Source organism: Paenarthrobacter sp. JL.01a (assembly GCF_025452095.1).
GTDB lineage: Bacteria > Actinomycetota > Actinomycetes > Actinomycetales > Micrococcaceae > Arthrobacter.
This window is the reverse complement of record NZ_CP104877.1, coordinates 2,745,545-2,759,513: the sequence shown is the minus strand read 5'-3', so window position 1 is coordinate 2,759,513 and position 13,969 is coordinate 2,745,545. Positions and strand designations below refer to the sequence as shown.

General features: G+C 63.8%; 12 protein-coding genes. 7 read left to right on the top strand and 5 right to left on the bottom strand.

The window, feature by feature from the left end:
* Window position 1: 1 nt before the first annotated feature.
* The 3 genes from N5P29_RS12975 (at window position 2) to N5P29_RS12965 (ending at window position 5,636) form a co-directional block, all read left to right on the top strand.
* Window positions 2-1,177, top strand: a complete 1,176-nt coding sequence (locus N5P29_RS12975) for an exonuclease SbcCD subunit D (RefSeq protein ID WP_262275329.1) — start codon at window positions 2-4, stop codon at window positions 1,175-1,177.
* A complete protein-coding gene (locus N5P29_RS12970; protein ID WP_262275328.1) occupies window positions 1,174-4,194 on the top strand; it encodes an AAA family ATPase in 3,021 nt (1,006 codons plus the stop codon). The genes N5P29_RS12975 and N5P29_RS12970 overlap by 4 nt, the downstream gene beginning before the upstream one ends.
* Window positions 4,195-4,280: 86 nt before the next feature.
* Window positions 4,281-5,636, top strand: a complete 1,356-nt coding sequence (locus tag N5P29_RS12965; RefSeq protein WP_262275327.1) for an MFS transporter — start codon at window positions 4,281-4,283, stop codon at window positions 5,634-5,636.
* Window positions 5,637-5,677: 41 nt separating this feature from the next.
* Here N5P29_RS12965 and N5P29_RS12960 read toward each other — a convergent pair whose 3' ends face one another.
* Window positions 5,678-6,637: an AraC-like ligand-binding domain-containing protein gene (locus tag N5P29_RS12960; RefSeq protein ID WP_262275326.1), complete on the bottom strand. Its 960-nt coding sequence runs from the start codon at window positions 6,635-6,637 to the stop codon at window positions 5,678-5,680.
* 186 nt (window positions 6,638-6,823) lie between these two features.
* On the opposite strand from N5P29_RS12960, the gene N5P29_RS12955 reads away from it, so the two are divergent.
* Window positions 6,824-8,299, top strand: coding sequence for an APC family permease (locus N5P29_RS12955; RefSeq protein WP_262275325.1), 1,476 nt, complete (start codon window positions 6,824-6,826; stop codon window positions 8,297-8,299).
* Between the two features lie 63 nt (window positions 8,300-8,362).
* Here the strand turns inward: N5P29_RS12955 and N5P29_RS12950 are convergent, their stop codons facing one another.
* Both N5P29_RS12950 and N5P29_RS12945 read right to left on the bottom strand, forming a co-directional pair.
* Complete coding sequence (locus tag N5P29_RS12950) at window positions 8,363-9,157, bottom strand: MoaF C-terminal domain-containing protein (RefSeq protein WP_262275324.1); 795 nt, start codon at window positions 9,155-9,157, stop codon at window positions 8,363-8,365.
* 125 nt (window positions 9,158-9,282) lie between these two features.
* Window positions 9,283-10,029, bottom strand: a complete 747-nt coding sequence (locus tag N5P29_RS12945) for an IclR family transcriptional regulator (RefSeq protein ID WP_410007923.1) — start codon at window positions 10,027-10,029, stop codon at window positions 9,283-9,285.
* Window positions 10,030-10,151: 122 nt separating this feature from the next.
* Between N5P29_RS12945 and N5P29_RS12940 the strand changes: the two genes are divergently transcribed.
* Entirely contained in the window at window positions 10,152-11,486 is a 1,335-nt protein-coding gene (locus N5P29_RS12940; protein ID WP_262275322.1) for an MFS transporter, read from the top strand.
* A 165-nt stretch (window positions 11,487-11,651) separates the two neighbouring features.
* A complete protein-coding gene (locus tag N5P29_RS12935; protein WP_262275321.1) occupies window positions 11,652-11,882 on the top strand; it encodes a hypothetical protein in 231 nt (76 codons plus the stop codon).
* Window positions 11,883-11,898: 16 nt separating this feature from the next.
* Here N5P29_RS12935 and N5P29_RS12930 read toward each other — a convergent pair whose 3' ends face one another.
* Entirely contained in the window at window positions 11,899-12,612 is a 714-nt protein-coding gene (locus N5P29_RS12930; protein WP_262278576.1) for a phosphoribosyltransferase, read from the bottom strand.
* Window positions 12,613-12,698: 86 nt separating this feature from the next.
* On the opposite strand from N5P29_RS12930, the gene N5P29_RS12925 reads away from it, so the two are divergent.
* Entirely contained in the window at window positions 12,699-13,112 is a 414-nt protein-coding gene (locus tag N5P29_RS12925; RefSeq protein WP_262275320.1) for a winged helix DNA-binding protein, read from the top strand.
* 26 nt (window positions 13,113-13,138) lie between these two features.
* On the opposite strand, the gene N5P29_RS12920 is transcribed toward N5P29_RS12925, so the two are convergent.
* Complete coding sequence (locus N5P29_RS12920) at window positions 13,139-13,969, bottom strand: alpha/beta fold hydrolase (protein ID WP_262275319.1); 831 nt, start codon at window positions 13,967-13,969, stop codon at window positions 13,139-13,141.

Sequence of the window (13,969 nt, the reverse complement as noted above, 5' to 3'; positions counted from 1 at the left end):
TATGCGGTTACTCCACACATCGGACTGGCATTTGGGCCGGTCATTCCACGGCGTAGGCATGCTGGATGCCCAGCGCAGCTTCGTGGACCAGCTGGTGGCTTTCGTCCAGGCCCAATCAGTGGACGTGGTGTTGGTTGCAGGAGACGTCTACGACCGTGCGCTGCCCGGCCTGGACGTGGTGAAGCTGCTCGATGACGCCTTGGTCCGGATTACGCAGGCTGGGGCCGCCGTCGTTGTGACCAGCGGCAATCACGATTCCGCCATCAGGTTGGGCTTTGCGTCCCGGCTCCTGGAACGCGGCGGAGTCCATGTCCGGACACGCGTGGAGGAACTGGACGTTCCCGTCCTCCTGCCTTTGCACCCCGGAGGGGATCCGTCGGCCCACGTCGCCATCTACGGGATTCCCTACCTTGAGCCCCGATTGGTGGCGGAGCGGCTGGGCGTCGAAAATGCCAGCCACTTCGACGTCACGAAGGAGGCCGTGGACAGGATTCGGCGCGATGTCGAGCGCCGTCGCGAATCCGGCACCGTTCATCCCGTCGTCCTGGCGCACACTTTCGCCAGTGGAGGCATCACCTCCGAAAGTGAGCGGGATATCAGCATTGGCGGCCTGGGCGCGGTTCCGCTGGACCTGTTTGACGGCTTCACATACACGGCATTGGGCCATCTTCATGGCCGTCAGGAGTTGGCGCCCAATGTCCGTTACTCGGGTTCTCCGCTGGCGTATTCCTTCTCCGAGGCCAAGCACCACAAGGGCGCATGGCTGCTCAACATTGCAAGCGATGGAGCAGCCAGTGTTCAGGAAGTTCGCTGGGAGCCGCCCAATGCGCTGGCGGTCCTGCGGGGAAAGCTGGATGATTTGCTGGCCTCGGAAGAATACGCCTGGGCTGTGAACGCGTACTGCCAGGTCACCCTGACAGATGCCAAACGGCCGCCGCAGGCCATGGAGAAGTTGCGCACGCGATTCCCCGAAACACTGGTTCTTGCCTTTGATCCCGAAGGCGCCGAATCCAGGCCTCAGACAAGTTACAGCAGCCGCCTCGCCGAGGCCGAAAGCGACCTGGACATTTGTTGTGGCTTCCTCGAGCACGTCCGGGGCAGGGGACCTGCGGACTCCGAGGCAGCGGCACTGCGCGAAGCCCTCGAGGCAGTGCGTTTGGAGGAAGCGGAACTATGAGGATCCACCGGCTGGACATCGAAGCATTCGGGCCTTTTGCCACCTCACAGCACATCGATTTTGACCTTTTGAGCGCGCAGGGCCTGTTCCTTCTCAACGGCGCAACCGGCGCAGGCAAAACGAGCATCCTGGATGCCATCTGCTTTGCTCTGTACGGTTCAGTGCCCGGCGCCCGGCAGGAAGGCAAGCGGCTTCGCAGCGATCATGCCCTGCCCGGTGCCGAACCTCGGGTGGTCTGCGAATTTTCCGCACGCGGCAGGCGCTTCGAGGTCACCCGTTCCCCGGCGTGGGAACGCCCCAGCGCACGTGGTCGCAAGGGCTTCACCACCCAGCAGGCAAAAACGCTCCTGCGCGAGAAAGTAGCCGGGCAGTGGGAAGAAAAATCATCAAGGAATGACGAAGTTGGCGCCGAACTTTCCGATGTCCTCGGCATGGACAGGGACCAGTTCACCCGGGTAGTGATGCTGCCGCAGGGCGACTTCGCGGCCTTCCTGATGTCCAAGGCCGGTGACCGGCTTGATCTGCTCCAGAAACTGTTCGGCACCCAGCGCTTTGAAGCAGTGGAGCAGCAACTGGCCCGTCAGGCCGCAGAAGCTGCCAAAGCCGTGGAAGAGAATGCCGCCGAGCTCAAAATGCTCCTGGACAAGGCAGCCTCTGAGCGCGATCAGCTTGGTCTGACGGAAGCCGGGACTGCTGGTGACGATACTCCCTTGGATACCGCTGGTGATCCTGGACTGTGGCTCGCTGAAGTCCAGGCACTCGTTGACGCCGAAGTGAAGCGGCGGCAGGAACGGGCCACAGCCGCTGAGGCTCTGTCCACCCGTCTGAGCGGCGAACTTCGCGAGGAGCAGGAGAAAACGCAGCGGCATGAACGGCTGCGCTCAGCAACGCAGAGAAGAGTTCTCCTCGAACTGGCCGCTCCACGTGCCCTGGAAAACAAGGAGCTGCTTCAAAAGCACCGCCGTGCAGCTGTGCTCAGCGGGCAACTGGAGGCCGTTGATGCTGCCGAGCGCAAGTACACCTCTGCTGAGGCCCGGATGGCACGGCTCAGGGAGAAATTGTCAGCATCGGGACTCGATGCGGAGGACCCCGCAGCCGCACTGGAGAGCGTCAAGACCTCGATTGCCGTCCTTGAAGCGAGGCTTCCGGATGAGCAACGCCTTGAGGAAGTCGCTGCCCGGCTCGATGCGCAGCACAAGGAAGTCGCTCGTCAGCAACTTGCGGCTGAGTCCTTAGCTGCAACCTTGGCGCAACTGCACGGGGACGCCTCGCAGCTTCAGAACCGCATGGAACCCTTGGTGTCCGTTGCCGCTGACGTAGGTGCGACGGAACAGGCAGCATTGGCAGCGGCCGAACTGGTGGGCGTTGTGTCCCGCCACTTAGTGGCCGCCGCTGAGCTGGAGGAGCTCACCGCAAGGCACCTTGAAGCCCGGGCCGCCTCGCAGGATTTCAGGGACAAGTGGCTCGACGTGCGGGAACAGCGGCTCTCGAATGCAGCAGGCGAACTGGCTGCAGCGTTGGAGAGCGGAGAACCCTGTGCCGTGTGTGGAAGCACGGAGCACCCGAATCCTGCCTCGGCGGTCCGTACCGCCCTGTCCCTTGCCCAGGAAGAAGAAGAAGCCAAGGCCCGCTTCGAAGCCAGTGAGGAAGCGCAGGGCCGGCTGGGAGAAAAGCTGTCCGCCGCTGCCCAAATGGTTGCCGGCCTTCAAGCCCAAGGCGGATCAACGGATCCGGCCGAAGCGGACGATCGTTTGGCCAAGGCCGAGGCTGCCGCCTCTGCCGCCAAGCAAGCCGCCGCTTTGCTGGACGAACTGCGGGCACGCCAGGAAAAGGTCGCCCAGCGGCTGCTCACTGCGCAACAGCAGCATGCAGAGTGCTTGCAGGCCGAAGGGCAGGCATCATCGAGCGTCCTGCTGCTCCAGGAGCAACATGAAGTCCTGGAGGCCGGGCTTTCGGCGTTGCGGGCCGGTTTCCCCAGCTTGCGCGATCGCTTGGAGGCGGTGTCGGCGGATTGCGCGCTGCTTCAGGCAGCCACCGATGCCGGGTCCGAGCTCGCCCGTGCTACACAAGCCCGTCTCGAAGTCAAAGAGTCGTTGGAGAAGGCGCTCCTGACAGCGGGATTTTCCTCTGCCGCCGAAGCCCGCCATGAAATCCTTTCACCCGCCGATGTGGTGGGTCTTGAGAAGGACATCGCGGATTTCGACGCCGAGACCGCCCGCCTGGATGAGCTGTTCGCGAACGAGGACCTCGCCCTGGCAGCCAAGGAAATCAGTATCGGCGCCCTTCCCTTGTCCGACGCTGAGCTTGCCGAGGCACAGCGCGCGGTGTCAGTCGCGGCCGAGGATTCACAGGCGGCGGCGCTGGCAGCGGGCCTTGCGGGAAAGGCCTCCGAAACAGTCCGCCGATTGCGATCCAACTATGAGGACCTCGCCGAGGCCGGGAATGAACCCCGGATGCGCGCCCTGATGCTGGCCGGCCTGGCCGAAACTGCCCGGGGCTCCGGGGACAACGGATACCGGATGAGTTTGAACACTTACGTCCTGGCAGCACGACTCGAGCAAGTCGCCCTCGCTGCGTCCGAGCGGCTGGTATCCATGAGCGACGGCCGTTACACGCTGCAGCATACGGACGCCAAGGCCGCCCGGGGTGCAAAGTCGGGTCTCGGCCTGGAAGTAGTGGATGAATGGACCGGCCAGCGGCGTGACACCGCCACGCTCTCCGGCGGCGAATCTTTCATGGCGTCGCTGGCCTTGGCACTGGGCCTGGCGGACGTGGTGCAGCAGGAGGCCGGTGGCGTGGACATCGAGACGCTGTTCGTGGATGAAGGCTTCGGGAGCCTTGATGAGCAGGCGCTGGAACAGGTGATGGATGCCTTGGAGGGACTACGCGACGGCGGCAGGGTGGTTGGGCTGGTCAGCCACGTGGCGGAGATGAAGCAGCGCATCACGAGTCAACTTCAGGTGGTCAAGGGACGCAACGGCTCCAGCGTGCGCTTCGCCGAAGCTGTTCCCGCCTGAATACCATCCGATAGACTTGTTCCGTTACACCGGGTCGCGCGCATCGGGAGGAGGGACGATGCGCACACTTTAGCGAACCCGGATTAATGGAAAAATCTACTGTGGCCCCTAAGCCCGATTCACCCGCGGCCCTCCGCCGCTCACGCTTGCCAGGCCGATTCGCCCGGCTTCCTGAACTGGCCGGACCCGGATTCCTGCCGTTGGGGCTTTTCGCAAGACTGCCCCTGGCCATGCTGACCGTGGGCACCCTGACCCTGATCACGGCAGTCAGCCACTCTTACGCCGTCGGTGGCATGGCCGCCGGAGCTGTTGGCATCGGGTCGGCCCTCGGAGCACCTGTCCTTGGTTCACTGGCGGACCGCGCAGGCCAGAGGGTTGTGCTCCTTGTCGCAGCAGTGGTCAACACCCTCGCCGTGGCCGCTCTCTTGGCTGCGGCCTACCTCACCCCGGCTTACGGCTCGCCGGCAGATGCTGTGGGAGTGCTCATCGCGGCCTTCCTGGCCGGTGCCAGCTGCCCGCAGGTAGGCCCCATGGCCCGTGTCCGGTGGATGGCGTTGACCACCAGGAACCTCTCACCGGCCGCAACCGGAGGCAGCAGAAGCGTGGCCTCCAACAGGGCCGACCTGGACACGGCCCTGTCCTATGAAGGCACCGCCGATGAGATCACCTTTGTCCTGGGACCGGCTTTGGTGGGTCTGCTTGCAAGCCTCGTGGCGCCGTGGTTGCCCCTCGCCCTGGCAGCACTGATGACAATCACGCTGGTTCCAGCCTTTGCGGTGCACCCCAGCCAGTTGGCCGTGGTGCCCGCACCGCGGGTGCCGCGTGCCGGCGTCGAAAGTTCCGTCGAACAGGAAACAGCACTTACGCGCCGCAGCCGATGGTCAGGTGCCGTGGTGGCAGTTCCCGTGGTGGCGATGGTGTGTATGGGCACATTCTTCGGTGCCACCCAGAATGCGCTCAGCGCCTATTCCGCCCAGTACGCGACGGCCGAGATCGCTGGACTCCTGTACGCGGTGATGGGCCTTAGCTCGGCCGTTGCGGCCCTGTCCGTCGCTTTTTGGCCGCAGCGTTTCAGCCTCGCCTCACGGTGGGTTGCCGCCGCATTGGCCATGACGGGCCTGTCGGCGTTGCTGTTCCTGCCGTCGGGCATCTGGCCGATGGTGTTTGTCCTGCTGCTCCTTGGCATCCCCGTGGGTCCGGTGATGGTCACGGTCTTCAGTATCGGCGGTGTCGTGGCTCCGGCCGGCCGCATGGCTACGGTCATGACGGCCCTGGCCAGCGGAATCGTGGCGGGCACGGCGCTGGGATCCTACCTGGCGGGCCAACTCGCGCAAACCCAGGGGGCGGCGGCTGCGTTCGGGGTCTCCATGGGTGCCGCAGCTGGTCTTCTGCTGCTGGGTGCCGTCACCTGGCTGGTCATGAAGCGCCGTCCCCAGTCCTAGCCACTCCAAAAAGCGGCCCTGCACGGGCAACAGCGCAGATGCTACGCGCTGTTCCGGTAGCCAGTGGGGGAGTTGCCGAAGGCTGCCCGGAAGATCCTGCTGAAGTGGGCGGCGTCGGTGAAGCCCCACCGGGCAGCGATGGCGGTGACGGGACGGTCTGCGAGTACCGGGTCCCTCAAGTCGCGCCGGCACCGTTCAAGCCGCCGCTGCCGGATGGACGATGCCACGGTGGTGCCGATTTCCTGGAAGAGGTCGTGGAGGTGCCGAGTGGAGATATAGTGCGCTGCGGCGATGGTGCCGGGGGAGAGTTCGGGATCTCCGAGATTGGCTTCGATGTAATCGTGGATACGGCCGAGGAGCAGCAGGTGCGGGTCCCTACCGGTTTCGATGAGTTGGTCGAGTTCGCCGTTGAACAGCGTAGTTACCAGGTCCAGGGCGTTATGGACCAGCCGCAGGCCATTGGCGCCGGAGAGGGCTTCGAGGTTGTCGGCGAGCTTCACCAGGAACGGACTGATCAGTTCCCCCAGGCCTTGGTCGCCCGGTATCCGTAGCGCAGTCACGTGTCCCATGGCCTCCGCCGGCAAGTCGAGCAGCACGTGCGGGAACATCAGCACCAAGGTGCGGAAGTCGTCGTCGAAAGTGAGCTGGTAGGGGCGGGAGGTGTCGTAGATGGACAGATCGCCCGGGCGAAGCACCGCCTCCCGTTCGTCCTGGACCAGCCGGCCCGAGCCAGCCAGTTGGATGCTGAGCTTGAAGAAGCGGCCCGTGGATCCGGCGATCAACTCCGGAGTGCGCAGGACAGTATGCGGTCCCGCGGTAACTTCCACCACCGAGATCTGGCCCAGTACCCGGGCCCGCATCACGCCGTGGAAAGCCGAGTCCCTCGGGCCGGTTGCAGCCAAGGGAACGAAGGACGCAGAGATGGCCCGGCTCCATTCCTGGAACGACTCCGCGACGATGGTTTGAACGGTTGCGGGGTCCGTGTGAGCTGCGACGGTCATCGGACTCCCTTCGTGAGCTTGCCCACGATTCTACACCGGTCGTCCCCGTCGGAAACGGCGTGCGTGCTCTGACAAATACCCTGCCGTGTGAGACAAGTCACGCAGTGTTCCGGCGGTGGAAGATTGCGGAAACACTACGTGCCGCGCCCTTCTCCCGCGGCACCGAGGCAGGAGCAGGAGCACACTATGAGCGTGGACAATCCCGTCAAAGGCAGGACCGCCGGCACCGTCAGCACCAAGCGGCGGTTGGGCGTACCGGCTGTGACCTTCATGATTATCGCGGCCTCTGCGCCGCTGACCGTTCTGGCTGGGGGAGTCACCACCACTTTCGGCGTAACCGGAGTGACCGGCGTGCCATTGTCCTTCCTGGTGTTGGGTGCCATCCTGGCGCTGTTCGCCGTCGGTTACGCGGCGATGAGCCGGTACGTTACCAACGCGGGCGCCTTCTACGCCTACATCGCCCAAGGCATTTCGCGGCCGGCCGGTGTCGGGGCTTCGTTGATAGCCCTGATGGCGTACAACCTGATGCAGGTAGGCATCTACGGCTTGTTTGGCTTCACGGTTTCTTCGCTGTTGTCGGCGCGGCTGGGCGTCAGCGTTCCTTGGTGGGTCCCGGTGCTGGTGTGCATCGCCATCGTGGGGTGGCTCGGGGTCAACAGGGTGGATCTGTCCGCGAAGGTCCTTGGTGTCCTGGTGGCCCTGGAGTTCCTGGTGGTCATCATTTACGACGTCATGAGCCTGGCAGTGGCTCCCGAAGGTGTCAGTGCAGCGAGCTTCAGCCCGGACAGCCTGTTCGTCCCAGGCGTGGGCGCGGTCCTGTCCTTCGGCATTGCCGCCTTCATGGGATTTGAATCCGCCGCAATTTACGGCGAAGAGTCCAAGGACCCGCAGCGCACCGTCGCCCGGGCCACCTTTGCGGCGGTGGGCATCATCGCTGTTTTCTATGCTGTTTCAGCCTGGGCCATGACTGTGGGAACGGGCCCCTCCGCAGTGGTCGAGACCGCTGCCACCAGTGGCCCGGACATGATTTTCGCCTTCCTCGGCGAACACGGTGGGTTGCTCCTGAGCGACATCGCGCAACTCCTGTTTGTCACCAGCCTTTTTGCGGCCCTCGTGAGCTTCCATAACGCGGTGGCGCGGTACTTCTTCTCCCTTGGCCGCGAACGGGTCCTTCCGGGAGCGCTGGCCAAGGTGCGTGCGGAAAGTGGCGCGCCGTTCGCAGGTTCGCTCGCGCAGACGGTGATCGCCGTCGTCGTAACCATTGGCTTTGCGGTCGCGGGCTCCGGTTCCGAACTCGGCGAACTGTACCCCGTCCTGACCATGTTCACGTGGCTGACCAACAGCGGCGCCCTTGGGCTGGTGCTTCTGATGACCGTTGTTTCCGTGGCCGTGATCGGCTTCTTCCGAAAGAACGGGCATGGTGCAAGCCTCTGGGTACGGTTGGTTGCGCCGGGCCTGGGCTTCGTCCTGCTGGCCCTCGTCCTGGTGCTGATTGTGTCCAACTTCAACGTGTTGCTGGGCCAGTCGGAGTCCACCGCTGCCAGCTTTGTCCTGCCCCTGTTGGTCCTGCTGCCGGGCGTGGCGGGCATCATCTGGGGCTTGTGCCTCCGGCGCTCGCAGCCGGCGTTGTACGCACGGATTGGCCACGGCTCGGAAGACTGAACCGTTCCGAAACGAAAGCGTCCCCGGCAGGTTCTGCCGGGGACGCTTCCGCGTTGTGGGTGCTTAGATTGCGGGATTCAATTCGGGGCTGTGGTGGCTGACGCTGATCAAGCGGCCATGCGCTCCGAACGTGAAGTGGACCGGATCGACGCCGGCTTCGTCCCAACCGAACAGGCTGCCGTGGGAACGGATGGCGTTGAGGTCGCGGTGATCGGCAATGGTCACCGATCCGCACGGAATCACCTTCTCGCGCCACGTGAACACGAAAATGCCCGGCCTGACCTGTAAAACTGTGTTGGAATCGGTGTCCGCCAAGCCTTGCTCCGGACCTGCCAGGCACTGCCACGTGTACCAGGTGGGGCTCAGGTAGACGTGCTCGTAGGCGTGGACCGGGCTGTAAATCCATTCGACGCGGCGCCCGATCAAGCCGGTGCTTTCCCCGATGGCGTCACCTCTGGCTGTGAAGCCCTCCAGCGTGCCGACCCGGAAATCATGCTGCACGGCCGTGGCCCCCGCGGTTGCCCGGCCCAGCTGCGCGCCGATGTACAGGGCGCGGCCGTTGGCCAGGTCCGCAATGAGCGAGACCGCGAGTCCAGCATCAAAACTGCTGTGCCACTGCGCATAGTAGAGGTCCTCGGCAACCTTGAAGACCTCGTGGGTCGAGGTGCCCGTGTAGCCTGCGGCTGTCCACGTGACTTCTTCTTCGCCGAAGCTGAAAGTCATTGGGCCGCCGTCGCCGACCACCGTCAGTTCCTTGCCCGCCAAATCCTGGACGGTGGGCGCCTTGTTGGCATCGAAGCCGGGCGCCAGGCCGTCCAGGGGCAGCCAGTTGGAGGTGTCAAGAAGATTCAGGCTCATGGGGTTCCTTCCGAAACTCGAACAAGGCCAGGCCAAGGCGGTCCTGTCCTTCGTCGAGTATTCGAGATCCGCCGGCCCTCAGTCTTGTGTGCCGGGGCACACTCCTTGGCGTGGAACGAATGACCTCAGGCCAGTTGGCTTTCGATACGTGCCGCACTGGCCGCCAAGGCCTGGCCCACCTCGTCGGCGTCCTGGTCAAGCCGGATATAGACGACGGCGATCGCGGCCGGCCGCCCGCCCGGAACCTTGATGGGGGCGGCAATGGAGGACAATCCGGCGACTACTTCATCATGGCTGGTGGCGTAGCCGATCCGTCGGGCTTCATGGGCTTCAGGCCGGTACGGGTTGCCTGCTCCCACCTGCTGCCAACGTTCTTCGGTCATGGTTGATTGAATGGCAATGCCGGGGGCGCCCGTGCTGACGGGGTGCCGACTCCCGGGATGTTGCGCGAGGGCCGCGCCGGTGTGGCGCGGTTCAACCGTCACCAGGGTGACGCATTCCTGGTGGTCCCATACAGCGATGAAGGCTGTCATGTGCAGGGTGTTGGCCAACTGCGTGAGCTCGGGCAACGCGGCGGTTTGCAGGTTCCTTGAGACTCCGCTGGCCAGGACGGAAAGGCCAGGGCCGGGCTGGACCCGTCCGGAGTCGTCGCGGACCAGCAGGGAGTGGTCCTCCAGGGTCCGGAGAATCCGGTAGGCGACGGAGCGGTGAACACCCAGGGCTTCGGTGAGTTCCCCGATGCTGAGGGGGCGATCGGCTGCGGCGAGGATCTCCAGGGCGCGGATTCCGCGGGAGAGTGTTTGCGACGGCGGGACTTGGGTCCCCGCTTGCTGCTGGCTGTTGACGCCGCTGCGTGGATTCATGCGAACCATCCTATGTTGGCGGCGTGTTGGCATGGCTGTGCTTTGGGTCACAGCCTGTAGTATTCTTTCCTAACTGACCGTTCTGTCGGTTATGCACGTCTCGCATCGCATCCTCACCCAATGGAGTTCCAATGACCGCAACTTCCACTGTCGACTCGCCGACGGGCCCAAGCAGCAAGCGCGAAGAGCGCCGGGTGCTGGCGGGAACCCTGGTGGGCACCACCATCGAGTGGTACGACTTCTTCATCTTCGCCCAGCTCACAGCCACACTGCTGGCACCGTTGTTCCTTTCTCCCCTGGAAAAGTCCAACCCGGGAGTCGCCCAGCTCCTGTCCTTCGCCACCATCGGCATCAGTTTCCTCTTCCGCCCCCTCGGCGCGTTCGTGGCAGGCCACCTGGGCGACAAGATGGGACGCAAGGCCGTGCTGGTCATGACGCTGGTCATGATGGGAGCGGCTACGGCGCTGATCGGTGTTCTTCCCACGTACGAGACGATCGGTCTTTGGGCGCCTGTGCTGCTGATTTTCCTCCGCGTGGTCCAGGGCTTCTCGGCCGGCGGCGAATGGGGCGGAGCGGCCCTGATGGCCGTGGAGCACGCCCCCATCAAGAAGCGCGGGCTCTTTGGCGCCTACCCCCAGATTGGCGTGCCGATCGGCATGATCCTCGCCACGGGACTGTTGTTCTTCCTGCAGTCGGGCATGTCGAAGGAGGCGTTCACGGCCTGGGGCTGGCGGGTGCCGTTCCTGCTGTCGGTGGTCCTGATCGTGGTGGGCTACTTGATCCGTCGCGCGGTTGGTGAGAGCCCGGTCTTCAAGGAGCTTTCCCAGCGCAAGGCCGAGAGCAAGGCACCCCTCGGTGAACTCTTCCGCCGGAACAAGAAGGAAGTTGTTCTCGCTGCCCTGATCTTCATCGCCAACAACGCCGCAGGCTACCTGCTCATTGCCTTCTTCATCTCCTACGCCACCAAGGCACTGAAGATGCCGGCGCCCCAGGTCTTGCTGGCCACCACCATCGCCTCCTTCGGCTGGCTCATCTTCACCATGGTGGGTGGTTGGCTCTCCGACAAGATCGGTCGCGTGAAGACGTTCCTGATCGGTTACGGCTTGGTGTTTGCCTGGATGATCCCCATGTTCGTCCTGATCGACAGCAAGGACATTTTCCTTTACGGAACGGCCTTGTTCATCCTGACCATCGGCCTTGGGCTTTCCTACGGTCCGATGTCCGCCATGTACGCAGAAATGTTCCCGGCCCAGGTGCGCTACTCGGGCATCTCGATCGGTTATGCCCTGGGCGCCATTCTGGGTGGTGCATTTGCGCCCTTGATTGCCCAGGCCTTGCTGGACTCCACCAAGTGGTCCGGGTCGGTGGGCCTCTACATCATGGGGCTGTGCATCATCTCGGCAGTCGGCGTGATCCTCGCCAAGGAAACCCGAGGCCGCCCGCTTGGTTACAGCGTGCACCACTAGCAGCCAAGGCAAAGAGGGGCGCAGTCGTCACGGCTGCGCCCCTCTTGCTTCGCGCTGGAAACGGAAGCTCCATGGGGCAACGGCAGATTCGATCAAGCACTGTTCGAAAGATCCCAGTCGAGCTGCGTCATTTTTGCATGTAGGCAGGCACTCCAAGATGGTGCTGTGAGGAATGAACTCATCAAATCTTTGGGGGACTTAATGAAGAAAATAAGCAATGCCGGCCTGAGTATCGGGCTGTTGATGATCCTGGTCGGTTGGATACTCGACATGTATGCCTTGCCGGGCAGCCTTGGGCCCTTGGTGATGAAAGCCGGTGTTGGCATCCTCGTAGCAGCTTTGGCGCTTTTGATGTGGAGAGGGCTCAGGATTTACAACGAACGTCCGGACACATGAAATCGGCGCGGTTCCTTCAACTACCGCCGCCCGACGTGGGCCCTACGCGCGGACGAAGCTGCTGGCTCTGTCCTTTGGCCGCAGCACCCTTCAACAAGTCCATGACGTCCTCGTCCGTCAATTGCTCGAAGTGCTGGTAGAAAGCGCCCACTGCATGAAACTTGCCCGGGGTGTGGAGGGCCATGACGATGTCGCAAACCCGCGCCAGTGATGATGAGGCCTCCAAAGACGCCACTGGAACAGCGGCGATCACGGTCTTCGCTCCGCCTGCCCTGACGGCTTCCACAGCGGCGCGCATGGTGGCCCCGGTTGCAAGGCCGTCGTCTGCCAGGACGACGGTCTTCCCGCGGAGATCGTGGCTGGTCCCCGGATACTCCGTGGCCCGGCGGAGCAGCTCGGAACGTTCGTGGGCTTCCACAGTGTCCAAGGCCGACTGCGGGATACCGCGGGCGAGGATGAGTTCCCGGAGCGGCCTGTTGATGATCCGGAGCACATCGCCACCTGACCACGCCAATGCGCCGAAAGCAGTTTCATCCCTGCCCGGGATACCGAGTTTGCGCACGAGTACGGCTCCGAAGGGCAGGTAAAGTTCCGAGGCTGCTGCGGCGGCCACAGGGACACCTCCCCGGGCGAGACCCAGGACGATGGCATCGGGACGCTCCCTCAACTGCGGGAGTGCTTCAGCCAGGCGCCGACCGGCTTCCGGCCGGTCCTTGAAACGCATGCCCATCTGCTCCACTTCCACGTCTTCCAGTGCTCTCCCAAGCCTACCTTCCGCACCTTGCCCACCGCCCCCTCCACTGAAAGCATGGCCTTGTGAACAAGCCCATCGGATATTGGATCAAGAGGCTGGACGCGGCGCTGGAGGTCCAGTTGGATCGCACGCTGGCGCGGATCAAGCTGACCCGCCGACAATGGCAGACCCTGGCCACGCTGGCAGATGGTGCCATGCTTCCGGACCAGCTCGAAGAAGTGCTGAAGCCTTTGTGGGGTGGCGATGACCGCCTGCGTGAGCGTGAACTTGCCGCCTTGGTGGGACACGGAATGATCACCATGATCGATGACCGCCTGGCACTGAGTGAGCGTGGGCGGGAGAGGTACCACCAGGCGCAGCAGCTGGTGGAAGATGCCCGCCACGATCTCTCCATGGGTATCGGCATCGACGAATACGCCATGGCCGTCAGTGTCCTGGAGCGCATGAGCCTTAACGCCGAACGGCTGGCCCGCTAAGGGACCAGCCGTTCGGCGGTTGGAGACTAGACTCCCAGGAACTCGATGGCGGCCTCCTTGAAGGCCCTGCTGGTGATTACGTTGGTATGCGTGCGCCCCGGGATAACCAGGGTTTCCGCCAGCCCGCCGCGTTTTGCTGCCATGGCGGCCAGCTCCGGCATGGTTGCTGCCCGTTCATCCTTTTCACCGGCGACCAGCAGGAGCGGCATGTGCGGGGCCGCCTCAGCGGGATCGAACGGCTCGCCCTTGATGGCCTCAATCAGGGACAACATGGCGAACAGGTTGTTGCTGGGCAGCAGCTGGGCCATCTTCAAGAGCCCGTTGGTCGATTCGTCCTCGATGGGAGTGCCGTCAGCGAGGTGCCTTTGGGCAGCAGCGAGGTCGAAGGCGGCCAAGGGGTCAGCTGAGCTTGGTCCGCCCAGGACAATCCTGTGCACCAGGTCCGGCTGCGTGGCACCGAATTCCCACGCCAGCCGGGATCCCAGCGAGTAGCCGATGACGTCCAGCCCGGTGGAGGGGTCGCCGTCGCGCAGGGGCCGGGCTCCGGCGTCGGTCACTATCTGCAGGAGGTCCGCGCGGATCCGGCTTGGCGTGTAGGAATCCAGGTCTTCGGGGGAGTGGCTCCGGCCGTGTCCCGGAAGGTCCACGGTGATGATCCGGCGCCCGGCTTCCTGAAGAGTGGTGATCCAGCCGCTGTCTGCCCAGTTCAGCTTGCTGGAGGAGGAGAAGCCATGAATCAGCAGGACGGGTCGGAGCCCGGCGTCGGCAGCCGGCTCATGAACTTCCACGAACAGTCCAGGATCCGTACCTTCCACGGTGTGTCTGTGCTGTTCCACGGTGTGCCTGCCGGTCATCAT

Coding starts and splice junctions, on each gene's coding strand:
- N5P29_RS12975 (WP_262275329.1), top strand. CDS start 2: ATGCGGTTACTCCACACATCGGACTGGCATTTGGGCCGGTCATTCCAC.
- N5P29_RS12970 (WP_262275328.1), top strand. CDS start 1,174: ATGAGGATCCACCGGCTGGACATCGAAGCATTCGGGCCTTTTGCCACC.
- N5P29_RS12965 (WP_262275327.1), top strand. CDS start 4,281: ATGGAAAAATCTACTGTGGCCCCTAAGCCCGATTCACCCGCGGCCCTC.
- N5P29_RS12960 (WP_262275326.1), bottom strand. CDS start 6,637: ATGACCGTCGCAGCTCACACGGACCCCGCAACCGTTCAAACCATCGTC.
- N5P29_RS12955 (WP_262275325.1), top strand. CDS start 6,824: ATGAGCGTGGACAATCCCGTCAAAGGCAGGACCGCCGGCACCGTCAGC.
- N5P29_RS12950 (WP_262275324.1), bottom strand. CDS start 9,157: ATGAGCCTGAATCTTCTTGACACCTCCAACTGGCTGCCCCTGGACGGC.
- N5P29_RS12945 (WP_410007923.1), bottom strand. CDS start 10,029: ATGGTTCGCATGAATCCACGCAGCGGCGTCAACAGCCAGCAGCAAGCG.
- N5P29_RS12940 (WP_262275322.1), top strand. CDS start 10,152: ATGACCGCAACTTCCACTGTCGACTCGCCGACGGGCCCAAGCAGCAAG.
- N5P29_RS12930 (WP_262278576.1), bottom strand. CDS start 12,612: ATGGGCATGCGTTTCAAGGACCGGCCGGAAGCCGGTCGGCGCCTGGCT.
- N5P29_RS12920 (WP_262275319.1), bottom strand. CDS start 13,969: ATGATGACCGGCAGGCACACCGTGGAACAGCACAGACACACCGTGGAA.